Annotated in this window: 26 protein-coding genes and 1 pseudogene; 9 read left to right on the forward strand and 18 right to left on the reverse strand. The window is 56.2% G+C overall.

Going from position 1 to position 22,326, the window contains the following annotated elements:
* Window positions 1-83: 83 nt before the first annotated feature.
* From sctT to sctQ, 4 genes are all read right to left on the reverse strand, one after another.
* On the reverse strand, window positions 84-875 hold the full coding sequence (gene sctT, locus H567_RS0102860; protein ID WP_028320236.1) for a type III secretion system export apparatus subunit SctT: 792 nt from the start codon (window positions 873-875) through the stop codon (window positions 84-86).
* Window positions 875-1,135 (reverse strand): type III secretion system export apparatus subunit SctS, encoded by a 261-nt coding sequence (sctS, locus tag H567_RS0102865; protein ID WP_028320237.1) that lies wholly within the window; start codon window positions 1,133-1,135, stop codon window positions 875-877. The genes sctT and sctS overlap by 1 nt, the downstream gene beginning before the upstream one ends.
* 156 nt (window positions 1,136-1,291) lie before the next feature.
* Entirely contained in the window at window positions 1,292-1,942 is a 651-nt protein-coding gene (gene sctR, locus H567_RS0102870) for a type III secretion system export apparatus subunit SctR (protein WP_028320238.1), read from the reverse strand.
* Window positions 1,935-2,792, reverse strand: a complete 858-nt coding sequence (sctQ, locus tag H567_RS0102875) for a type III secretion system cytoplasmic ring protein SctQ (RefSeq protein ID WP_161626552.1) — start codon at window positions 2,790-2,792, stop codon at window positions 1,935-1,937. Before sctQ ends, sctR begins: the two co-directional genes overlap by 8 nt.
* Window positions 2,793-2,921: 129 nt before the next feature.
* On the opposite strand from sctQ, the gene H567_RS29130 reads away from it, so the two are divergent.
* Complete coding sequence (locus H567_RS29130) at window positions 2,922-3,275, forward strand: hypothetical protein (protein ID WP_167330927.1); 354 nt, start codon at window positions 2,922-2,924, stop codon at window positions 3,273-3,275.
* Here the strand turns inward: H567_RS29130 and H567_RS30005 are convergent.
* From H567_RS30005 to sctC, 12 genes and pseudogenes are all read right to left on the reverse strand, one after another.
* The gene (locus H567_RS30005) at window positions 3,184-4,524 is read right to left on the reverse strand and encodes a type III secretion HpaP family protein (RefSeq protein WP_353743094.1); all 1,341 of its coding nucleotides are present in this window, start codon (window positions 4,522-4,524) and stop codon (window positions 3,184-3,186) included. The genes H567_RS29130 and H567_RS30005 overlap by 92 nt on opposite strands.
* On the reverse strand, window positions 4,511-5,014 hold the full coding sequence (gene sctO, locus H567_RS0102885; RefSeq protein ID WP_028320241.1) for a type III secretion system stalk subunit SctO: 504 nt from the start codon (window positions 5,012-5,014) through the stop codon (window positions 4,511-4,513). Before sctO ends, H567_RS30005 begins: the two co-directional genes overlap by 14 nt.
* Window positions 5,011-6,360 carry a type III secretion system ATPase SctN gene (gene sctN / locus H567_RS0102890; protein WP_279614963.1) on the reverse strand — a complete coding sequence of 450 codons (1,350 nt, stop codon included), beginning with the start codon at window positions 6,358-6,360 and terminating at the stop codon, window positions 5,011-5,013. The genes sctO and sctN overlap by 4 nt, the downstream gene beginning before the upstream one ends.
* Before the next feature lie 11 nt (window positions 6,361-6,371).
* Window positions 6,372-7,037 (reverse strand): HrpE/YscL family type III secretion apparatus protein, encoded by a 666-nt coding sequence (locus H567_RS0102895; RefSeq protein WP_084516801.1) that lies wholly within the window; start codon window positions 7,035-7,037, stop codon window positions 6,372-6,374.
* 20 nt (window positions 7,038-7,057) lie between these two features.
* Window positions 7,058-7,696: pseudogene (locus tag H567_RS30010) on the reverse strand (SctK family type III secretion system sorting platform protein); the annotation flags it as partial.
* Window positions 7,674-8,459 carry a type III secretion system inner membrane ring lipoprotein SctJ gene (gene sctJ, locus H567_RS22780; protein ID WP_161626553.1) on the reverse strand — a complete coding sequence of 262 codons (786 nt, stop codon included), beginning with the start codon at window positions 8,457-8,459 and terminating at the stop codon, window positions 7,674-7,676. The gene sctJ and the pseudogene H567_RS30010, both read right to left, overlap by 23 nt.
* Before the next feature lie 46 nt (window positions 8,460-8,505).
* The gene (locus tag H567_RS0102910) at window positions 8,506-8,952 is read right to left on the reverse strand and encodes an EscF/YscF/HrpA family type III secretion system needle major subunit (protein WP_028320245.1); all 447 of its coding nucleotides are present in this window, start codon (window positions 8,950-8,952) and stop codon (window positions 8,506-8,508) included.
* Window positions 8,943-9,401, reverse strand: coding sequence for a tetratricopeptide repeat protein (locus H567_RS0102915; protein WP_028320246.1), 459 nt, complete (start codon window positions 9,399-9,401; stop codon window positions 8,943-8,945). The genes H567_RS0102910 and H567_RS0102915 overlap by 10 nt, the downstream gene beginning before the upstream one ends.
* 42 nt (window positions 9,402-9,443) lie before the next feature.
* Window positions 9,444-9,698, reverse strand: coding sequence for an EscF/YscF/HrpA family type III secretion system needle major subunit (locus H567_RS0102920; RefSeq protein WP_028320247.1), 255 nt, complete (start codon window positions 9,696-9,698; stop codon window positions 9,444-9,446).
* A 281-nt stretch (window positions 9,699-9,979) separates the two neighbouring features.
* The gene (locus tag H567_RS0102925) at window positions 9,980-10,231 is read right to left on the reverse strand and encodes a hypothetical protein (RefSeq protein WP_028320248.1); all 252 of its coding nucleotides are present in this window, start codon (window positions 10,229-10,231) and stop codon (window positions 9,980-9,982) included.
* Window positions 10,231-11,631, reverse strand: a complete 1,401-nt coding sequence (sctD, locus tag H567_RS0102930; protein WP_028320249.1) for a type III secretion system inner membrane ring subunit SctD — start codon at window positions 11,629-11,631, stop codon at window positions 10,231-10,233. The genes H567_RS0102925 and sctD overlap by 1 nt, the downstream gene beginning before the upstream one ends.
* A complete protein-coding gene (sctC, locus tag H567_RS0102935; RefSeq protein ID WP_028320250.1) occupies window positions 11,628-13,442 on the reverse strand; it encodes a type III secretion system outer membrane ring subunit SctC in 1,815 nt (604 codons plus the stop codon). Before sctC ends, sctD begins: the two co-directional genes overlap by 4 nt.
* 615 nt (window positions 13,443-14,057) lie before the next feature.
* Here sctC and H567_RS22785 point away from each other — a divergent pair.
* The 5 genes from H567_RS22785 to H567_RS22795 all read left to right on the forward strand — a co-directional run bounded on the left by H567_RS22785 (window position 14,058) and on the right by H567_RS22795 (window position 17,775).
* Entirely contained in the window at window positions 14,058-15,158 is a 1,101-nt protein-coding gene (locus H567_RS22785; protein WP_051184430.1) for a sigma-54 interaction domain-containing protein, read from the forward strand.
* 285 nt (window positions 15,159-15,443) lie between these two features.
* Window positions 15,444-16,805, forward strand: coding sequence for a radical SAM protein (locus H567_RS22790; protein WP_051184431.1), 1,362 nt, complete (start codon window positions 15,444-15,446; stop codon window positions 16,803-16,805).
* 63 nt (window positions 16,806-16,868) lie between these two features.
* The gene (locus H567_RS0102950) at window positions 16,869-17,246 is read left to right on the forward strand and encodes a DnaJ domain-containing protein (RefSeq protein ID WP_028320251.1); all 378 of its coding nucleotides are present in this window, start codon (window positions 16,869-16,871) and stop codon (window positions 17,244-17,246) included.
* A gap of 4 nt (window positions 17,247-17,250) precedes the next feature.
* Window positions 17,251-17,439 carry a ferredoxin gene (locus H567_RS0102955; protein ID WP_028320252.1) on the forward strand — a complete coding sequence of 63 codons (189 nt, stop codon included), beginning with the start codon at window positions 17,251-17,253 and terminating at the stop codon, window positions 17,437-17,439.
* A 135-nt stretch (window positions 17,440-17,574) separates the two neighbouring features.
* On the forward strand, window positions 17,575-17,775 hold the full coding sequence (locus H567_RS22795; protein ID WP_035253255.1) for a CooT family nickel-binding protein: 201 nt from the start codon (window positions 17,575-17,577) through the stop codon (window positions 17,773-17,775).
* Window positions 17,776-17,982: 207 nt separating this feature from the next.
* On the opposite strand, the gene H567_RS0102970 is transcribed toward H567_RS22795, so the two are convergent.
* Window positions 17,983-18,591 (reverse strand): TetR/AcrR family transcriptional regulator, encoded by a 609-nt coding sequence (locus tag H567_RS0102970; RefSeq protein ID WP_028320253.1) that lies wholly within the window; start codon window positions 18,589-18,591, stop codon window positions 17,983-17,985.
* A 76-nt stretch (window positions 18,592-18,667) separates the two neighbouring features.
* Window positions 18,668-19,159, reverse strand: a complete 492-nt coding sequence (locus H567_RS0102975; protein ID WP_028320254.1) for a response regulator — start codon at window positions 19,157-19,159, stop codon at window positions 18,668-18,670.
* A 291-nt stretch (window positions 19,160-19,450) separates the two neighbouring features.
* On the opposite strand from H567_RS0102975, the gene H567_RS0102980 reads away from it, so the two are divergent.
* The 3 genes from H567_RS0102980 (at window position 19,451) to H567_RS0102990 (ending at window position 22,282) form a co-directional block, all read left to right on the forward strand.
* Entirely contained in the window at window positions 19,451-20,449 is a 999-nt protein-coding gene (locus H567_RS0102980) for a TRAP transporter substrate-binding protein (RefSeq protein WP_161626554.1), read from the forward strand.
* A gap of 69 nt (window positions 20,450-20,518) precedes the next feature.
* The gene (locus H567_RS0102985; RefSeq protein WP_028320256.1) at window positions 20,519-20,986 is read left to right on the forward strand and encodes a TRAP transporter small permease; all 468 of its coding nucleotides are present in this window, start codon (window positions 20,519-20,521) and stop codon (window positions 20,984-20,986) included.
* A 3-nt stretch (window positions 20,987-20,989) separates the two neighbouring features.
* On the forward strand, window positions 20,990-22,282 hold the full coding sequence (locus tag H567_RS0102990; RefSeq protein WP_028320257.1) for a TRAP transporter large permease: 1,293 nt from the start codon (window positions 20,990-20,992) through the stop codon (window positions 22,280-22,282).
* Window positions 22,283-22,326 lie beyond the last annotated feature (44 nt).

Below are 22,326 nucleotides of genomic sequence, written 5' to 3' on the forward strand. Positions count from 1 at the left end.
GGATGGACGCCCCTCGATTTCATCGCGGTTCTCCGCAAAAGTGCCCCGTCGGGCCGAAGCGATCACTGGGGGGGCGGCGCACGCTAAGCTGGCCCTTCTATACAGGTCGACAACTCCTCGAGCAGGTGTTTGAATCCAAGGAATTCCTCCTCGAAATATACCTCGATAAACCTCACATAAAGGATCAAAAGAAAAACGGCTATCCCGCTTTTGATGGGCATGGATATGAAAAAGACATTGAGTTGGGGTGCAAAACGGTTGATGAGCCCCAGTCCGATTTCGCTGATGAACATGACGATCACGATCGGCCCGCCCAAGAGGACGATTAGGCGCATGATGCGATCCGCCTGCGCCAGAAAAAAATCCGAGAAGCCCGGCGTCAAATGCGGAAAAAATGAAAAGACAGGCCACACGCGGTAACTTTCGAAGATCACGCCGAGGAGCAATAAGAATCCTCCTCCTGAAAAGAAAAGGACCGTGATCAGTTGGAGCAGGAGTGTTCCCAGTGAGGAGGTCTGGGATCCGGAAATAGGGTCGAAAAACCCCCCCATGCCGGCCCCGCGTTGATTGTCGATGAAGATCCCCATCCCTTCGGCGGCCCAGAAGAGGCCTCCGGCGAGGAACCCCAACAGGCAACCGAGAAACACCTCTTTGGCAACCAGTGCGACCAGCAAGGGATACGCCGGCAGGCTCCCTGCCGTAAGAGGCGCCCCCATCGGATACAGGATCAGGACGAACACCAGGGCGACGCTGTTGCGGACCAGTCCCGGCATCACCTCCCGGTTCAGAAAAGGCAGGATGGAAATAGCTGCCAAAAGCCTCGGGGTAAAAACCATGAAGGTCAGCAGGATCTGTTTTAGGGGAGTTATATCCATCAGCCGGTAATGGTCGGAAAGAGGGTGAAGAGGTTCTCCGAGAAGTGCAGGAGTTCCCAGCCGACCCACCGGGCCGTTACGATTAGGGTGACAATGATGGCAACGAGCTTGACGGCGAAAGACAGGGTCTGATCCTGGATTTGCGTGACCGCCTGAAGCAGACTCACGATGATGCCCACGACAGCGGCCACAGCGATGGCCGGCATGGACAGGAGCAGCACCAGTATCAAGGCTTGAATCGTACAATCGAGGATCGTCATGGAGTCCGGAACCTCATTCTATTATATCCTATAGATGGTTTTCCCCATCCTGACTCGAAGACAGAGGCGGTCCACTCTCGGCTCCCCCCACCCGGAGCGCTCAACGGTCCGATAAAGGTCCATCCGGTGCGATACCGCAAACAATTGCGTTGTCCATCAGCGATAAGTCAGAATAAGCCCGTGGATCAGCTTCCCCCACCCGTCCAGCAGGACGAAAAGCAGGAGTTTGAACGGCAGCGAAATCGTCATGGGGGAGACCATCATCATACCCATGGCCAGGAGAATATTGGAGATGATGAGGTCTATCGCGACAAAAGGCAGATAGAGCAGAAAGCCGATCTGGAAGGCCGATGTCAATTCACTGACGGTAAAAGCCGGTATCAGCACCATCAGGTCGTCGGATTTGAGTGCTTCCGCCTTGTCCTTGGGCCAGATCGCCTTGGCCGATTCCACAAAAAACAGCCGTTCCTTTTCTTTTGCATGTTTCAGCAGAAAGCGACGCAAGACCTCTTTGCCTTCCACCACCGCCTGAATGCAGTTTTTAAAATCTTTTTGGATCGCGTCTTGACGCTGCATCGCCGTCCAGCATTCATCCGCAACCGGTGCCATGATGTAAAAAGAAAGGATGATAGCCAGTCCGTTGATGACCATATTGGGAGGAATCTGTTGGATGCCGAGGGCGTTTCTGAGAAGTCCGAATACGACCACCAGTTTGACGAAAGAAGTCACCATCACCGCCAGGAAAGGGGCCAGGCCCAGAAAGGCGAGTGCGGCAATGACATACAGAATGTCAGGAAGTTCATTCATCGCCGTTCCGCAGAAATGTCAATACTCGAACGCCGATCCGATTGGCCACGCCTACCAGTTCCCCCCAGCCGATCCGCTTCCCGTTCGCACGGATGGCAACCGGTTTTTCCAGAGGGTTCTCCAACTCGAAGGTGTAGCCCGGGTGCAGATGCATCAGTTCCCCAAGAGACATGGTCTTGCGGCCGACCTCGAAAGTCAGCCCGATCATGATGTCATTCAGTTCTGCGGCAGGGACCTCATCGCTTTCCTCGTCTTTTTCGAAGTCTTGCTCTGCGGGATCCTCTTCGGATGCGGCGATTTCATCGAAATGGTCTTCTTCCATAAATCCTCTTGCGAGCCTCTGCACCGTGGCGGTGCGGCCGTTCAAATGAGCCTGAAAGGACAGACGGGGGGCAAGGCAGATCTCAACGCTTCCGTCGCCGCTCCGGGCATGTTCATCCAGTAACATGACATCTCCCGGTTCTATTTCACTGAGCGCGGAAAGTGCGAGGCGGGTACGGCCCACGAGGAGGGCCAACCTCAAGGGGATGGCGTCGCATGCCATGCCAACCGTCCGTGGAATGTATTCCAGCAGCGGATCGATCCACCGGGACGCGCCCGTTTCCAGATGCAGACGCCCCATGATGGTTTGGTGGTTTTCATTCGTGATGCCGCCACCTTCCGGCACGAATTCGAAATCCAGTTGTATAGGCCCTCGCGGAATACCTGCCGGCCTCCTTGTCTCGTTAAACCCCTGTTCCCTGAAGAGGACCTCACGAACTTCCACACGCAGGCCGCTCCATGTCTCGAAACCATCGAACAGATCTTCCAACGCAGCTTCGATCAACATCCCTCTCGTTTTTTCGGGCATCTCACGGAAAGTTTCCCAGTCGTAAAGAGTTTCCCGCCAGCCGGAAGGAAAGCAGGGGCCGAGGCCCATCAGTACAGTGGCTCTTCCTATCGAGAGTTTTAGGTATATCTCTTCCTGCAAGAGGGGATTATGAGCCTGAAAGCCAACACGACAGGGCTGATCCCCTATCCGGAAAAACAAATGGTCACACCTGCTGAAGATCTTGTTCAACAGAAGGATTGTTTCCTGAGAGAACATCTCCATGCGCAGCGCAGCTACGTCGTGTTTCATGTCTTTGTCACCGGACCTATCGTGATTGAACCCGGTCCGTTCGATAGGCCTCTTTCAATCTCCTTGTTGAGAAGGCGATCGCGCGACTGGCGCCGCATCGATCGGGTAGCTTTAGAACCTTTCATTCGTTTTCCTGCGGATCACGTTGCCGGTGCTGATGACTCGAGTGCCCACTCGGTCGATCCTCCGGTGTTTCGGAGTAGTGTAGGCTGACAGATGTATTTTCTCCGATGCGGTTTTTCAGTATATGCGCGAGTTCTCCTGCCGCTGCAGAAAGCAGCGCATGGGCATCTGAGGAGGTCGTCAGGAGATCCACCTGGAGGTTCCCCGCATCCATACGGATGCGGATCTCGGTGTCTACGATATAGGCATCTTTGAGCGTGATGCGCACCTCTTCTTGTCCATCCGGCCTGTCCCGGAGCACCCCGATCCGATCGGCGATCTGATGAACCAGAAGTTCCAAAGAGGGTTGCGCTTCGGTGGGAGGCAACTGCGACGGGACGGAGCCTCGGGTTGTCCCCAGGAATGATGAAAGAATGGCCATTGCGACTCCGCCCGGGTCCACAGACCTGTTTTCGGGCAGTGGGCTATCGATTGGCAGGGGCTGGCTTCTGCCAGCCCGGAAGAGGGGCTTTCGGATGATCGGTCCTGAAAGGTGGCCACGGTGCATGGTGCTATAATGAGAAAAGGGCGCCATTTTTTCTGTTCCTGGAAAAGGCTCTCGCCTCACGGGAGTGGAGGGCGTATCATTCGGTTTTCCTTTTTCAGGTCCGGGGAGGGGTCCTGATGAAGGTCTGTCGGAGTTCTCCATGGTGATCGGGTCCGCCCCTTCCTGAAAGGGAGGTCCGCCCGCGGGAGCGAGGAAAAGGCTTATCGAGGGCTTTGCATCACTGCCGGACGTGATAGGGGGCAGGGCTGCAAGCAGAGGGGTTGGTGCGACTGTCCCGTATCCATCCTGAAAACATGCGGCAAGGGAGGATCGGTGCATCGAGTAAAGCGGGGGTTGGCGATGCCTTGCCGCAGGCGGCGGATTTTGTCCTCGGCAGTTCCGGGAGCCGTGCCTGGGGTCCGCAGTAAAAGGCGTTTCCGGGCCTGGGGCTTGATTAGGCAAAAAACCGGAAGGCGCCGGTGAGGAGAGTTGAACAGGCGTATCCAGCAAATTTGGATGATGGTCAGAGGCCTTGGAGGAAGAAGCGGAGGAAGGCGGTTTCCGATCAGCGGCAAGCCCATCATCCGCGATGGGTTGACCGTGTGGTGCCGTATCCCGGTGGATTCGGGGTGGAGCCGTATGAGCCGATGGGACAGATTGGGGCGGGTGATCGGACATGGCGGTTTCGAACCGCTCGATATCCGCGGTATCGAGCGGGGCATCGCATATTGGTTTTGCATGGGGGATGCAGCGGGTGTTTGCGGGTTTGTCCCACTTACAGCATGTCAAACCGGATGTGTTATGCCAATTCATGGGGATCCTCCATAAGGATGCGAATTCTGGAGTGCTGGAAGATCTCCATCTCGACCTCTTCCAGCCGTTCACTCTCCCTTCGCATGGCTTCTCTCAAAATGGCTTCGTACCCGTCTAACTTTTTCCTTTGCCTGACGGAGACGAAGTAGGCCGTTTTTGCCTCATTCAGGGCCTCTTGGGCCGTCTGCCGATTGGTTTCCGCCTGTGCTGCAGATTCCTCCAGGATCATCTCCTTTTCACGAAGCGAGTGAAACTGTCCTTTAAGTTCGGCCAGTCCGCGGACCGTCACACGCCGGTTTGTTATCTGGCGGAATAGATTGGACTCCTCTTCTATCCGCCATGTGCGGTAGGTCTTCAGCCCTTCCTGTTTTCGCCGGACGTCCTCTTGGGTTTCCGCGTAAGCGGCTGCACGGTTTTTGAGCAGGTTAGCGGCAGAGCTCTCACGGAGATCTCGAACACGTAATAATACGTCGAATGAGGTAGTACTCATTGAAATGCGATTTCCTTCAGCCGGTTCGCGGTGTCTTCAAAAGAAATCCGTTCACTCGAATCCTGGCGCAGAAAACGGTTGATCGCTTCTATCTTGTGAATGGCCGTATCAGCCTCCGGGTCCGAGCCTTCTCTGTATTCACCGATTCTGACGAGAAGCTGGATTTCCTGGTATTTTGCCAACAGTTCCCGCAGCCGGGCGGCGGCCACCCTGTGATTTGCATCTACGATGCTGCTCATGACGCGGCTCAGGCTTCCCGGTATGTCGACGGCCGGGTAATGGCCGGCGGAGGCCAACTTCCGCGACAAGACGATATGTCCGTCCAGGATGGCCCGCATTTCATCGGCCACCGGTTCGTTTATGTCGTCGGCCTCGACAAGAATGGTGTACAATCCTGTGATGGAGCCTTTATCGGATTGCCCCGCGCGTTCGATGAGGCGCGGCAGAGTGGAGAATACGGAAGGGGGGAAGCCTCGCCGCGTCGGCGGCTCGCCTGAAGCGAGTCCTATTTCCCGCAGCGCGCGGGCAAACCGGGTCACGGAATCCATCAGCAAGAGTACGCTCTTGCCTTGATCGCGGAAATACTCCGCTATGGTCGTTGCCACGTAGGCGGCCTTAAGTCGTTCCATGGCGGGTCTGTCGGAGGTCGAAACCACCGCTACCGCTCGCCGCATACCTTCATCACCCAGGTCCTTCTCAAGAAATTCACGCACTTCACGGCCGCGTTCGCCTATGAGGGCCAGTACTTTGACATCCGCTTCAGCGCCTTTGGTCAGGATTGCCAGGAGACGACTTTTTCCCACTCCGGCGGCTGAGAAGATCCCCATACGCTGACCTTCACCGCAGGTGAGCAGTCCGTCGATCACCCTCAGCCCCAGCGGCATCGGTTTTGTGATGAATCGGCGAGTGAGCGGGGCCGGGGGCTCCGCGTAGACCGGGTAATGATCCTGGGCCTCAACCGGTCCAAGCCTCCCGGTGTCCATCGGATTTCCCAATCCGTCCAGGACCCTGCCAAGAAGGCTCGGTCCTACCGGGACCGTGTGGTACTTGCCGCTCGGGATGACCTCTGTTGAAGAGGAGATTCCTCCGATCTCTCCAAGGGGGGTCAGAAGGGCCGCCTGCTTGGAAAAGCCGACGACTTCCGCCTGTAGGCTCCTGTCTTCGAAAGGGTTTCGGAGAATGCAAATCTCCCCGATCCTCACGCTGGGGAGCACGGCTTTGATGATCGTTCCCAGGACTTGAGTGACGCGTCCCTTGATCTCGACGGAGACGGCCTCTTTCAAGGCGGCGGCAAGAATCTTGTCGACAGGTTCCAAAGAGCGCGCGACGGTTTCTTCGTGCTGCACGAAAAACTCCATTATTTCCGATTGAGGGCGTTTGTGAGGGCGCGCCGTATCGCTTCGATCTGGATGTCTACACCGGCGTCGACCACTCCCATCTCCGTTTCCAGGATGCAGCCGCCTTCTTTCAGACGGCCGTCCGGCACGACATCGATGAAGCGGATAGCCGGAAAATCCGTCATGATGGCGTTCAGCGAGGCGTTGAGGCTGTCCGCTTCGGCCGGGCAGACCCTCAAAGAGACCTGTGGCTGATTTTTTGCGAAGGCCAGTACGTTGCGCACGACCTGGACGATCCGCTCCGCGGGGTCCATTTCCCCAACGATCTTTCGAAGGGCCGATAGGACTAATTCGACGGCTTTTTCTTCAAATTCAGCGAGATAGCGTGCAGTGGCGGCGGCGGTTCCGACCATTTGCTCCGCCAACTGCATTTTCCCTTCTCTCAGAGCTTCCCGGTAGCCCCTGGCCTTTTCCTCCGCAAAGGCTGTCCGGCCCCGCGCAGTGATCTCTTCGGCGGCTTCGTTGGCTTTGCGGATGATCTCTTCGGCCTTCAGACAGGTTGTATATTGACGAGCCTTGAGGACCTTTGCGCTTCCGGCTGTCCGAAGCCCTTCATGGTAAACGAGAAACAGGGGGCCCACTGCGGTGCCACCTCTTTCAGCAGTATCTTTCGGAGTACCGACCATGCGATCTCCTTCTTCACGGGGTTTGTCCGATGTCCGAAATAGTTTGCATAGCTCCTGGGGAGTTTGAGCCGGAGCCGATCCTTCAAAGCCTGAGGGGCATCGGCCAGGCTGGCAGCAAGACAGATTGTTCCGCAAACCATCATGTGGGACCTGGGATCGGGGATTGAACAGGGACCATCCGAAAGAGGGATAACCGGTCCCAGCAAAAATGGCGCCCGCTTGACAGCGAACAGATATCCTTTTTCACCAAGGGCACTCTTGAGTTTGAGAACGGACTCTCTGTCGACGGTCTTCAGAATCCTTTGCGCATTGAGGGCGATCCCCGTGCGCCAGACCAGTTCTTCAAGCGTATACCCATCGATAAGGGCTAGACGCCGGGGCGGTTCCTCGAAATGGAAGCAGTAACGGTCGCCCAGGTTATGTTCGTCCAGCAGGATGCGTGAAATTCTTCTCGAGGCCCTTGGTTTGCATCGGATGGTTTCCAGGGTCCTTTGATCCAGGAGATGTGCCATCCAACTCCAATGAACGGTCCGCCCGGGCGACAGGTTGAATTCGAGGATGAGCGGGACCAGTGGATGCCGCTTTTGAACCAGATGTTCAAAAAAAACGTTGCTCATATCACTGATTCCCCCATTTTCAAGACGCCGTATAACCGGCATCCGGATGCAGAGAACGGTCGCCCTTTGGCCTTCCTTCCGACCGCGATGTTCGTTTGTAGCGGAGCACCCAAACGATTCCGATTGGGATCAACGCCGAGACGAACGCGAAGCCTCCGACCAGGATCCAGAAGGGGATGACCGAACCGGGTGAAAGATCGATCAAAAAAATCCGCCGGTAATGGGGAGGGTCCAGGGGAAGGAAGGTTGATTCCGATGGGAAAAGCACCACCGTGACATTTTCATAGGAGAGCCCTTCGATTCCGTCCACAACCAGTTGCTTGATTTTTGAGATGCTGGTCTGGAGGTCGGTCGCCTCGATATGTTTAACGAAAACCGAAGCGGAGGAAGGGCGGATCTTGTCCGAAAGGGGATTGTTTTCCGGGATGACCACCAGGACCCTTGCCGTCAGCACTCCGTCGATATGCGAAATGGTCTCGGAGATCTGCTGGGAGAGGGCGTATAGGTAAAGAATACGCTCCTGGAGAGGAGACGACACGAGCCCTTGTTTCTTGAAAACCTCTCCGATGCTTTCGAAACGATCTCGTGGAAGTCCTTCTTTTTCGAGAATTTGTATCGCTTGGGCCATGTCGGCCTTGTTGATTCTCAACCCCCAGGTTCGCTCCTTTCCAGCGATTTTTTGGACATCGATCCCCCTTCTGAGGAGGACCGAGAGGATCTGGTTCGCCTCCCGCTCCTCGAGGTTGGTGTAAAGTTCCATGCTGCAAGCCGGTAGCAGGAAGCAGAGGACAACCAAAAAAAACATGCGCCTGCAGCGTTTTTGGATCGGCATAACGCTCAATGGGTTGCCTCTATCCCTGATTCCTGAAAAGCGTTTGTACGCCTTGGCCGCATTTATCGACGACCTTGCCGGCCAACTCCTGCTCGATGGTCAATTGCAGGATTTCATACTGCAACCGTATGAGTTCACTTGGCGACAAGGCCGGTGCGGCCCCTCGGTCGACGGTATCGTGTATCCTGTGGATCCGTTCACGATGCGCTGCTGACATGTCCTCGATGCTTTGAAGGATGACGTCCCCAAGGCCCGTGGCACGCTGAGGCGATGAAGATGCCCCGGGCCAGGAAATGGTTGCCGCATCGGCGCGCCCGATCAAAGACTCCGAATCGGTAACGATGGCCTTTTCAAATCCCGAAACATCACCGGATGGGTAAAACCCCGACATGCCGGCTTCTTCGGTCGCCCCTGCATCGAGCGGTGTTCGATGGAGGATCGAATCGAGCGGGTTCGTTATCTGCACGATGCTTCTCCTTCCTGTTGAAGAGAGGTGAAAAGGTTGCTGCGAAAGGCAGGGGCTGTAAAATGTTTCGGGTTCATTTCGATGAGGATCGCCTCGGCTATCCGCCCCGCGAAGACGTCTTCGGTGGTGTTCAGGATGTCGTTGCAAAGCGTTTGGCCCCGGTCGTTAAGTCCTGCCTGCCTGAACGCCTGCGCTAAAAACGCCTTGGCCAAATCGCTTTCGGGGTTGATCTCGAGGGCTTCACTTGTAAGGATCTGAATCGCCGATTCAGGATCCATTTCGTTCAATTTGTTCACCGCTTTCCCGATCGATGGGAACTCGCTTTGGGGCGACATGGCCTGGATCCCTGAAAAGATGGTCTCCGCCTCCCTATAATATCCCGTTCCGCTGGCTATAAACCCAATCTGCATCAACAGTTTCAGTAGATCGGCAGGGAATTGCATCGGCATATGTTCTCCTCTTCATTTGGGGCATGGCGCCGCAACTGGCTGCTATTTGATATTCTGGTAGCAGTTGCGGATTCCGTCTGCCAGGGCTTTGACGGTGTTGGTCTGTGCTCCCATGTAAATCTGCCACTCATTGACAAGTTTTGAGAGTTCCATCTGCTGAGTGGTATCCGGGTCCTTACTTGCCTTTATTTCTTCGATCTTTGTTTTTATTTCTGTTTCTTTGCTCGTTCGTGCCAAATCAAGAGCATCAAAGATTGTACCTATATTCAGCGTTATGACATTGATATTATCAGCCATGATAATCTCCTTTTTCCTTTTGGTTTTCTTCATAAATTGTATAAATATTTATAAAGAACATGCTTGTAAACAACAAGAGTATATCTGGAATTTATGCTTCTTATTTGCATGAGTGTGTTTTATTGCAAAACATATAATTAAGCATGTATTTTGAGTCAGAGATATATAAAATATTGGAGGAGCTCTGCAAGAAATGAATATGACAAAATGTCTAAAATGACATGGTAAGTTCCAATACAGAAATTGACAGTAGTCGTTTGGTTTTATTTTAGATATACACATCATTCTGTTCTATATTGTTCAGATAGATACTTTAATGTTTGTTCTGCAAAACGTTTGGATGTCTCCAGGGATTCCTTTATTTTTTCCAGGTCGGCGAATCTTTCCGGTGTTGCTCCGGAATCGATGGCGCCTTTTACGGCAATGAGATGGTGAGAGAGAGTGCGGATAACCGCGTCCAGGCATGTTCCGCTCTTGTCCGTTTTCAGTTCTCTTTCCAAATCGATTTCCGGCAAATCCACTCTGTCCTCCATCAGTTTTCTCCAGGGTATATGTGCACGGTTTCAAATCCTTTAACGGCAATGATCCCGTCCGGGCCGATGCGTCTGATGGCATAGCCGTTGCCGATCATGGCGCCTTCGAAGAGCCTTTCTCCCTGTGCGAGCAAAACATGCGGAAACGGCCCGAGGCTGATCGATTTCATAGGGAGGGTGAATCGGTGGTCACCGGATGTGGTGATCTGTTCACTGTGCCAGGCTTCAGGCGTTTTCGAGCCGATTTCATCTTCTGGAAGGAAAGCGGCCTGGAAGCTTTCTCGGATAGCGATATGGTCTCCGTACTCCTCGGTTAGGGCTTTCTTGACGGCCGACCATAGTCTGAGATCGTCCTCATGCAGCAAGCCTGTGGCGAGGATGTGGTCGGGATGAAGGGCGAAGTCGATTTTTCCTTTGAAGCCGGCTTTCGCCAGGCGGGCGTAAATCTCCTGTACGAGGTTCTTGGGGGTCATGACGCGGTTGTCGATTTCTTCTATGAACGGGAGATCCTGTTTGATGACTTCGATACCCCGATCAAGGCGTTCTTCATCGAGTATGAAGCCGGTGAGGATGATCTTGCCCGGTCGTTCCGATGTCGCCTCCAGCGGGAGCCCCAAGGCCGCCAGTGTGTCTTTGCATATCCCTGCGACCTGTTCGTTGACGGTTATGCGGAAAGCAGGCAGGGGCCTATCATCCATCCTTCGCTGGATAGACTCCATCAGGGCCTGCTTTTCTTCCAACGTTTCCACAGAGCCTTTGAGCATGAGCCTGCCGTTTTCCAGGTGAAAGGCCTCCACTCCTGACAGCCCCAATTCGCCGATAACGGTTCGAGCCTCTTCAATGGGTGCCGTGGGGATCAAAGCGCTGAACGACTTGCCATGTGAGGGTTCTTTAGAAAAGGATACCAGAAAGATGCTAAGGGTAAGAACGCCTGCAAAGAAGACAGAGCTCGAGAGTAGCAGGCGGATGGATGCACGCTTTGGGCAGGTTTCTTTATCAGGTGAGACGTGAGCCGCATTTTTGGGAGGCGGCTCGGTCTTTTCCGGACCGGGGATTTCAGGCAGGTTCAGGGGGGGCCATCTTTCACCCGCAGGGCCGATGCTGAAATGGGTGGTGCCGATCGTGACAATCTGAAAGGGAAGGAGGGTGGTTACAGCCTGTTGAGGCCCTTCTCCGTCAATGTAGACAACGCCGTCCAGCGTTGAAAGCCCAAGGGTGCCGTCCGAGATGGAAAGGGATACGTGCCGGGATGCAACGCTTTCGTCGCTGAGCACGATATCGCATGCCTCCTGGCTTCCGATGACATAATGTCCCTCGCGGATCAGAACCTCGGCCCCAAGATGCGGCCCGGAGAGGATCTTCAGTACGTACGGCTTTTGCGGTTCTTGCGCGGGTTTCACGGTTCGACTCCAAAGATGCCCCCTTTTTCGGGGCGGTGAAAAGTGGCTCGTGACATCGATCCCCCGCCTTGTAAGGCGGTCAGATCGTTCTTGGGATCGGCTCCGGTGAAGGCCTCGTCCAGGATGATCCTCGGTGTGATCAAAAACATTCTCTCGGCCCGTTTGGAGACCCTCTGATCCTGTTTGAAGAAGATATTCAGGATCGGAACGTTCAGGAGACAGGGGATTCCGCTCGCGGTGGCAAAATGCGACTCGTGATAGTATCCGCCGATCAAAAGGCTCTGGTCCTCCTTGATGACGGCCTGGGTGTTCACGCTGCTCTTCTGGACGATCGGGATCTGGTCGACTTGCTGATCGGGGGATATGTTGCCGTCTTCGATGCTGACGGCGAGTTTGATTCGCGTTTCCGAACCATCCCGGATGATATGGGGAGTCACCTTCAGGACGATCCCTGCGGTTACGGAGAAGAGGTCCACTTCCTGGTCTCCGGGTATTCTCACATAAAATGTCTGACTGTGCTCGAGGAGGGCGGCAACGTTGTCGAGTGTTAGGACCGAGGGCTGCGACAAGACGCGGGCCTTCCCGTCTTGCTCGAGGGCGTGCACCTTGGCCAGGATATAGTTTGCGGCCGAGCCGATAACCGTAGCGAAGTTGAATCCCGGACCGACGATGAGGTCGGGATTGCCGGGTTTGAAATCCTCGTCGACATCGACTCCGGCATCGGTGAAGCGGGTTCCCTCGTTTGAACTTCCCCTGTGATGGAAACGCCAGTTGACACCCAGTTCGTGCAGGTAATCGGTGCTGATGTCCATGATAGTCGCCTGGATTTGCACCAATCCGACCGGGATATCCAATTGAGGAATCATCTCTTCATAAAAGCGCAGCCGCTCTTCGGTATCCCGGACGATAACCGCATTCAATCGGGTGTCCGCCATAATAAACGCACTGCCATATCTCCCGGTTCCCCTTTCACCCGGCGCATCCGATTCTCGATCGGCGGGTGGGCCCTCTTCAGCGGATTGAGCGGGTTGTTCTTCTTGAAGGGGGGCCCCACTCGATGCAAGCCCCTTTCCTTTGAGTTTGCCGATGGTCCTGGGCAGGATCTTGAGCCGGGCCTCCGCCATCTGCCCGCCGGTGCCGTAGTCGGCGAACAGCTGACGGAGGATCGTGGCCACCCCAAGCACCGTCAACTGGGTATCCATGAAGGTGAAGGTCAGGTCCGCAGCCCAGGCATGCTTGAGAGGGAAGATCTTGATGACTTCCCGCGCGGCCTTGGCTGCAACCTCCGTCGCGCGCGTGTCGTTCAACTTCGAAGCGACGTCCGATACGAGTTCTACGTAGCGGGGCGGGCCTGAAACATAAAGCGTTCCGTCCTCGTTCAGCATTTCCAGACGAAACCTTTCGTCGAGCGCTCCCATTCGTTCCAGGGTTTCCTCGAGCATTTGGAAGGATAGATTCTTCATGATGATGATCTTGGAGCCCCATTCGCCCGATCGATTGAAGTAGAGCGTCTGGCCACCTTCGCAGTACCAGAGGAGGCTGTAGGCCCGGCAGATGTGCTCCAGAAAAACCTCCGGCTCCATCTGAATAAAACGGCCTTTGACCGTCCCCTTGACCTGTTCGCTGACGACTGCGCTCAAATGCTGACTCGAGCAAAAATCACGAAGCAGGTCCGCGAGATCTTCCCCTTCCGAGACATGGGAATACAGGTATTTCCTCCAGGGCAGGCCCCCGGCCTGGCTTTCTACGGTGAAGAGGATCGCGAAGGTGATGCAGCTCAGCACCGTTGTCTGAATGATCCGGGAGAACATTTTGGGTTGCGGGGTAGACAGACCGGGGGTGCTGGTTGAACAGGCCGACCCTGATCGATCTCCTTGCGCGTTTTCCTCCCATGTCGGATTTCTTCCCGCTCCCGGATTTGCCGGCGGCGAGGAAAGGCAACCCGGTCATGGCGATTTTCCATGCTGGAAACATGCTACCCCTTTTAAATGCCCTTTGGAGGTCGGATGCGCTTCGATGTACGCCGGGCTTGTCCGTTCACAGGTTCGGCAGGGGCTCACAAGACCGATGAATCTCAGGCTGCGATGAAACGTATCAGCAATATCCATGCCGCAAGGTCCGAGTGTCTTTGCCTGCCTCGGTGTGTTTGGAGGTCCGGAGGGGTGGCCGATACAATTTATTGAAAACATAGGTTTTTGTGCAAAACTGTTCAGTCGTTTTACTCGGGTCGAGGCCTATGGGGCAGATCCCCGGGTGGCCGGGATGCTCCCTTCATCGACCGATTGTGCACAAAAGGTTGTGCTGTGGTGCCCAAATCAGGAGGCGTGTTTCTGATAGCGGTGTCCTTTTTATGTGGCTGCATTCATTCCAAGCTTGCAATGGAACGAGCGCTCGGTAAGCACTGCTGGGAGGTCTTTCGGTCCAACATGTGCGAGAGGGATTGCGCGCTGCGGCGGACCATGGCCCAGGGGCGCCCCTTCGTCGACACGACCACGTATATCGTCGACCGCCGGAAACGTCGGATCCCGGTGGTGGTCTGCACGGCGCTGCTGAAGGATGAGGCCGGGCAGGTGCTTGGCGGGGTCGAGATCTTCCGGGATATGAGCCAGGTCGAGGAACTGCGCAAGGAGCTGGAAGGCCGGTATCATGTCGGGGACATGGTCAGCCGGAGCGCCGCCATGGCCGAGATCTTCAGGATTCTGCCACAGGTGGCGGGAAGCGGAAGCACGGTGCTGATCCAGGGGGAGACGGGAACCGGTAAAGAGCTCCTGGCACGGGCGATCCACAATCTCAGCCCGAGGCGGAAGAAGCCGTTCGTGGCCGTCAACTGCGGCGCGCTGCCCGATTTCCTCCTCGAGTCGGAACTGTTCGGATACCGCGCCGGGGCGTTCACGGATGCCGTGAAGGACAAACCCGGGCGGCTCGCGCTTGCCGAGGGTGGGACGATCCTGCTGGACGAGATTGGCGATTTGAGCGCGGCATTCCAGGCCCGCCTTCTGCGTGTGCTCCAAGAGAGGACCTTCATGCCGCTGGGGGGCACACGTTCCATCAAGGCCGATGTCCGCGTGATCGCTGCGACCAACAAAGACCTGGCCTCGGAAGTGGAGGCTGGACGGTTCCGGCAGGATCTCTTTTACCGGGTCAATGTCTTGCGGCTGGATTTCCCGCCGCTGTGGGAGCGTAAAGAAAACATCCCCATGCTGGCCGAACGATTCATAGACCGGATGAACCGCCTGAGGGGATCGGCGATCACGGGGATCTGCCGGGAGGCCGTCTCACGCCTCATGTTCTACAACTATCCGGGCAACATCCGGGAACTCGAGAACATCATCGAACATGCCTGTGTGCTTTGCCCGGGTGGACAGCTTGAAATCACTTGTTTGCCGGAGCATCTCAGAACGGGCCCTTCCCCGGTGGCTGAACGGGGGGGCGATGCGCAGGCCTTGCTCGAATCGGCTGAAACCCGGGTGATCCTGGAAGTCCTCGAGTGCAACCGTTTCAACCGGGCGGCGGCTCGCGAACTCTGAATCCACAAGAGCACCCTCTACCGGAAGATTCGCCGACTTGGGATTGCGCTTCCCGCAGCCGATGGCCGGGCAGGCTCAGTTGAGCCCCGATAGCGTCGCATTCATGCGACGCTATCGGGGCTCAACATTGCAGATCTGCGATTTCATTCCATAGGAAGCCCTTTTGCCGCAGGCCCTTCTTTTTAAAAAACACTAAAATATAATATGCTTATGCTGCATGGTCATCTGTGCCATTCTGTGGCGCGGCTTTTGCTTTCTTAGGGGGAAAAGCCGGGAGTTTCTTCGATGAAGGTGGCCTTGACGGTATGGGAAGATCGTATTTCTCCCCTGTTCGATTCCGCAAGCATGCTCCTTGTCGCGGACATCGCCAGGGATGGGTTGAGCGGCAGGCGCCTCGTGCCTTTTGCCGGTGACTCCCCGCTGACGCGCGCCGCGCGGTTGGCTGATCTGGGAATCAAAGTTCTGATCTGCGGCGGGATATCCGGATCCTACGCGAATTTGATCGAGGTCCGCGGCATCCGGATCGTCCCTTTTGCAGCGGGCCCGGTGGAACGGGTCCTTGAAGCATATTTGACCGGCAAACTTGATCGGGAGGATTTTAAAATGCCCGGATGTGAGACTAGCGAGTGGGATGCCCCTTCGCAGGAAGAAGGATCTGTTTTGCCTGGAAGGCACCTTTTCGGGCCGGTTCCTTCCAGGCGTTTTGGGCGTTCTCTGGGTGTCGATTTGACGCCCTACAAGACCTGTACGCTCGACTGCGTGTTCTGTCAGCTCGGCCGGACGACGCATAAAACGGTGGCGCGGGAGGAATATGTGCCGACCGAGGCGGTGATTTCGGAGATCCGCGCCTGGCTCGATGCGGGCGGCGAGGCCGATTACATCACGCTTTCCGGTTCCGGTGAGCCTACACTCCATTCCCGTTTCGGCGAAGTGATCGAGTTTGTCCGCACCCACAGCCGGATTCCAACGGCGCTCCTGACGAACGGGACCCTGCTTCACCTTCCCGAGGTGCGTGAGGCGTCTGCGGCGGCCGATGTGGTGAAGATTTCCCTGAGCGCCTGGAACCAGGCCTCCTACGGATGGGTGAACCGGCCGCACCCCAACCTGGAGTTCTCACAGTTGATGGCCGGGGAAAAGGCCTTCCGCGACTGCTTCAAGGGCCGGCTTTGGCTGGAGGTTTTCCTGGTGGCCGGTATGAATGCCACAGCGGCCGATGTCTCACGGATCGCCGCCCTGGCAGGTGAGATCCGGCCCGATCGCATCCAGCTCAATTCGGCTGTGCGGCCGCCAGCCGAAGAATTTGCCGGAGCTGTGTCGGCGGAGCGTCTCCAGTCGTTCTGCCCGCTTTTTCGGCCCCAGGCTGAGATCATCGCGGAATTCCACGCCGAGAAAGAGGTTCCCGTGCATGCTACCCGGGAAACGATTTTCTCCATGCTGGAGCGCCGCCCCTGCACGGCGGACCAGATTGCCAGCGGATTCGGCATGCACCTGAACGAGGTTTCGAAGTATCTGGGAAATTTGCTGCGCGGCGGCCGCATCCGAATGGAGCGGAAAAACGGAACGGTCTATTATGCGCCGTCCGGAAGAGGGAAGGGGGCCGGCGGTAGTCGGAATACGCGATCGACCTCAGGGCCGTCGAAGGGGTGAACGGGCTGGCTCGTCTGATGGGAATCGAGGGAGGGACAGCCCCTTAGCGGGAGGATAGTTTCATTGGCATTCAAAGATTATTACCAGGTGCTGGAGATCGAGCCTGAAGCGTCGGGGGAGGAGATCAAGAAGGCCTGCCGACGTCAGGCGTTGGCCTACCATCCCGACAGGAACCAGGGCGACCCGGTCTGTGAAGAGCGGCTGAAGGAGATCAACGAGGGTTACCAGGTGCTGGGTGACGAAGCGAAGAGAAGCTGTTATGACGGCCTGTACCGGAGGGCGGAGGATGGGTTTGTGCCGCGCCGGACGGACTGGGACGACGTGTTGTTCGAAATGATGCGTGCCTTTGCGCGTGTGGGCTTCGGCCCGGGACGGCCCGGCGGATGCAGAGGCGGCAAATCCGGGAAGAGGGGCTGCCGGTGGAGAAACTGGAATTTATAGTCAAATGGCTTACAAACCTGAAGTGGATGCTGAAAAGTGTGTGGGATGCGGCGAATGTGTGGAGGTGTGTCCCGTTGATGTGTATGAAATAATCGATGAAAAATCGGTGCCGGTCAATGAGGAAGAATGCCTTGGCTGCGAAAGTTGCGTAGAGGTCTGCGAGCACGAGGCGATTACCGTCTCAGAGGTTTGATGATGCTCTGCCGGGCTCGCGCAATGGACAGGCCGTATCCGTTGGAGTGCGGGGATCTGCTGCGCTCAGTCCGGACGGTTCCATCGCCTGCCCAGAGGGAAGGTGTCTTGCATAGGCGGCATTCGGGAGGCTTATATGTGTTTGAGTACGGTTTACATGGATTCAGGAGAACAGCAAACGGAAATCATGAAGGATGTAGCTCGGATCCAGGCCGAGGGCCGCGGTTTTTGGCTCTACGACATGTTCGGCGACAAACAATATGTTGAAGGGACGATCGAGACAGTCAATCTGATGGATGGGTATTTCGTGCTGCACCGAGCAGGTGGATCGCACTGAAAGCGTCCGATACATGGAAGGATTTCAAGCCTATATCCGGCCGGGTGGCGGTGTGCCGCAGGACACGCCCGGCGGAAAACCGGTCGATCCCCGGGACCAGACCAGCCGGATCCAAAAAAAGGAGGTTTCAAAATCGAGACGGGCTGTTTAACCCTTGTTGCTCGCGGGGCTGAACGGCCTGTCTTCTTCGATTCCGATCGCGTCGAATTAGGCCGGCACGCGGTTGCCGTCGATCCCGTAAAGGAAGAAGTCGTATATCCGTTCGGCGAGGTCGTCCGGTTTGACATCGCCTCTTGCATTGTACCACTGATAGATCCAGTTGCAGATCCCGACCAGAAAGTTGACGTAGACCGACAAAAAATCGAGTTTGATCGACTCCTTCAGGCAAAGCCGTTCGAGCCCGTTGCGCCAGTAGGCGATGTATTCGCGCTGCTTGTCCTTCAGTCTCCGGTAGTAGGCGCCGCTCAGACAGTTTTCGTCATGGATGATCAGCTTGCTGCGGATGCTGTCGCGATGGTACATCCCGACCTGGAAACGGATCGCCTCCTTCAGGAATTCATGCGGATCCTCCACTCTTTCGTGGATCTCTCGGATGCCCTTGATCAGCTCATCCATATATCCATCCAGAAGCTGGTAGAGGAGATCCTCCTTGCTCTTGAAGTAGTAGTAGAGGCCGGCCTTGGTCATGTGGGTGGCCTCGGCGATGTCGCGCAGGGAGGCTTTCTCGTACCCGAGGTTGCACAGGACCCTCGCAGCTGTGCGAAAAATCCTTTCCTGGCGCCGCGACTTTTCCATTTCCCGTTCGGTGATTGCCATAAAGATGCCTCGCTGAAGATGGGTCTGAAGACACGGTCGAATCTTCAGGGCGAAGAGCCTTCCGCTCAACCGGAATCTATGCCCCGTACTTGATCATGTCCCAGATGTCCTTGTCGGCTTCCTTCCAGTCCGGACCGAACTTTCGGTCGTAGTAATCCCCGAGCCTGTCAAACCACCGCCACCAGAAGCTTTTGCCTTTTTCCTCGGCTTCCAGAATGTCGTTCAGGAAGGTCTCGAGGTTCAGCATTTCCTCCTTCGGCAGGTAGGAAGCCGCCCCCGACCTGAACGACTTTGCGGCGTCCTGGGGGGTCAGGGCATGGGCCGTCAGCATGACGGGGATTACGCCTCTCTTGTTGGCGATATCGAGCAGTTCGTAACCGTTCACGCCCATGATGTCAAGGATCGCGATGTCGAAGCGCTCGCTTTCGAGCAGGGCCTTGGCAGCCTCGAAATGGTCCGCCGATGTCACCTTGCAGTCCGAAAGCAGCTCTTCGAGCGATTCAAGCACGTCGGGCTCGTCATCGACGATCAGCACCTTCTTTCCTTCCAGCAGATTCCTCTTTTCCATGGCTCAATCCTCGCATAAAAAAAGATTCGAAATGGGTACGTGCAGGGAGCCGCTTCGAGGCGGGCCCCGGTGTCTCCGCTGCCGCATGTCGGAAAAATTCGATCTTTACTGCAAAAAAAATGGTTGACGGCCTAAAACCTTTATGGCTATATAGACACCAATTCTACCGGTCGTCAAGTAGAAAAGTTTACCGGCCGACAAGTAGATCCGGTTGATTTTGGCAGACTGCTTTTGGTGCCAACCGTTTGTTGTCCGATCTTTTTATCAATGGAAGGAAATGAGGAGGTCACAATGAGGAGAGCAGTTCGTTTTTTTGGAGTGGTCATGTGCGCGGTTTTGCTCGGGGCCTTTGGCGGCAACGCGCTGGCCGGCCCGGTATCCTTCAAGTTCGCCCACTTCATCCCGCCGAACGAACCCGGGGCCGAAGTCGGGTTGTGGATCGAAAAGGAGTTGAATGAAACGGCTGGAGACGTGGTCGAGGCGAAATATTTTCACAGCACCCAGATGGGCAGCACGATCGAGATCGTCAACAAGGTGCGGATGGGCACTTTGCAGGCCGGGTTTCTAACCAGTAACTACGCGCCGGACCTGGACCCGAAGTTCGGCATCGGCACGCTGGCCTATTGTATGGAATCTTACGCGAAGTGGGACGCGCTGCTGAAAAACGACGCGGTCCGTGAAGAGCTTTACACCTGCCTCCTCCCCAAAGGCCTGCGCGTTCTGGACACGGCGTATTTCGGCGTCTACGGGCTCGTCACCACCAAGCCCGTCAATTCCTTCGATGATTTGAAGGCCATGAAGATGCGCACTACAGAGGCCCGCTATCCGGTGGCCTTCTGGAAGGCCCTCGGCGTCAACCCCGTTCCCATGGCCTGGGGCGACGTCTTTCCGGCCCTGAAGCAAGGGGTCGTGGATGGCACGGACCAGACGATGAACGTCGCCCGCCTGCGGCTGACCGACGTGACCAAGTACTTTACGGAGACCAAGCACATGCTCGGGCTTTTTTTCCTGGTCGTGAATGAGAAGTGGTACCAGAAGCTGGATCCAAAGGAGCGCGAGGTCATTATGGGCAGCATCCATCGGAACTTCGTCAAGGCCCGGGAGGCCAGCATGCGCTTGACCGAGGAGGCGCCGGCGGCGCTGAAGGAGAAGGGCGTGACAGTGATTGCCCTGCCGGATGCCGAGATGGCCAAGTTCAAAGAGGCCCAGATGCAGGTCTGGAAGCAGTTCGAGCCTGAAATCGGCACCGAGTGGCTGAACAAGATCAAAGATCTGACCAAGGGAATGTAAGAGGTCCCGGCAAACCACGGGCCGCACCTTTCTGATCGGGTGCGGCTCGATTCCGCAGGGGTGTCTACCATGAAGAGACTCGGAACGTTTCTTGGCTGGCTCGAAAACGGGTGCATATTCCTCTGCTTTTCGGTCACCCTCACCATCCTGAGCATCAGCATCCTGAGCCGCTATGTCTTCCGGCGGCCCCTTTCCTGGCCTGACGAGCTGACCACCTACCTGTTCATCCTGATGACCTTCATGGGCGCGTGTGCGTCCGTGAAATGGGGTTCGGAGCTCAAGGTCAACGCCCTCTATGAACGATTCCCGCAATGGCGTTTCGGCCTGGATCTCATCCTGAACCTGGTCCGGCTCCTGGCCTGCATCCTCTTCGTCGTGCTCGGGATCAAGTTTGTCGCCATTGCTTTCGATATGCAGACTTTTTCACCCATTCTGCGGATCCCGGTCTATCTGATCTTCTGTATGCTCCCGTTTTTCGGTTTCGTCATGGGTCTTCGGACCGTGGAATGCCTGGTCAACCTTTTCAAAGGGAGATGACGCGTGGAAACGCTGATCATTCTGGCAATTCTGCTGTTTCTGCTGTTTATCCGGATCCCCGTCTACATCAGCCTTTTTCTGACAGGCCTGCTGGGGCTGGTCATCTTCACCGACCTGGAGTTGATCTTCGTCGCCCAGACCATGGTGAAGAAGCTGGACAACTTCTCTCTGCTGGCGATTCCGTTTTTCATCCTTCTGGGGGCGGTCATGGTCCACGGCCAGTCCGCCAACCGGATGATCCACCTGGCGAGGAAGTCCGTTTCGTTCATGCCCGGCGGGCTCGCCGTCACCGGCGTCATCAGTTCGGGCGTCTTCGGCGCCATCTCCGGGTCCAGCATTTCGACCCTGGTGACCATCGGCAGCGTCCTGTTCCCGCACCTGGACAAATATAAATACCCGAAGAACTTTTCGATCGGCCTTCTGACCAGCTCGGCCATTCTGGGGATCATCGTGCCGCCGAGCATCATCATGATCATCTGCGCCCTGACGGCCGGTCAGTCGGTGGTACGGCTCTTCGCGGCCGGCTATCTGCCTTCGCTCCTGATCGTCGGAGGGCTGTGCCTTTATGCCTATATTGTCTCCGCCTGGAAGGGGCTCGGGAAAACCGCTATGGAGCCCTTCGACGGCAAAGGGCTCATAAAGGCTTTCAAAGACGCTTTCTTCCCCTTCATGGTCATCGTCGTCCTCTTCGCCGGCATCTACACGGGCGCCTTCACGATCACCGAGGCATCGGTGGTCTCCTGTGTCATGGCCATATTCATCGAGGCCTTCATCTATCGGACCCTCAGCCCGGGTGCCTTTTACAAGATGCTCGTCAGCAGCGGCATCATCAGCGGTGCGCTGGTCATCACCGTTTCGGGGGCGGGGGTGCTGGCCGAGTACATCACGATCCAGGGCATCCCCCAGCGGATCCTGGATGTTTCACTCCAGTACATCCCGAATGTCTGGGTCTTTCTGATTTTCACCAACCTCCTGCTGCTCATGGTTGGGACGTTCCTGGACCCGATCGGCGCGATCATGATCCTGGTGCCGATTCTGATGCCCATCTCCGACTCGTTTGGAATCGATCCGATCCACCTCTGCCTGGTGATCAGCGTGGCGCTCGGCATCGGGTACATCACACCGCCGCTCGGGCTGCTGCTCTATACGGCCTCCGCCATCACCAAGACGGATTTCGTGTTCGTGTCGCGGGCGATCATGCCGACCTTGCTGGTCTATATCGCATTGTTGTTCTTGATATCCTTCTTCCCGGCCCTTTCGACCGCCGTTCCGAACCTGCTGCTGGGGAAGGTCTGAGGGGAGGGCCGATCGACCATGGTGTGCTGCAATGAAGAACCCAA

It is taken from the genome of Desulfatiglans anilini DSM 4660 (genome assembly GCF_000422285.1).
Taxonomy (GTDB): Bacteria; Desulfobacterota; DSM-4660; order Desulfatiglandales; family Desulfatiglandaceae; genus Desulfatiglans; species Desulfatiglans anilini.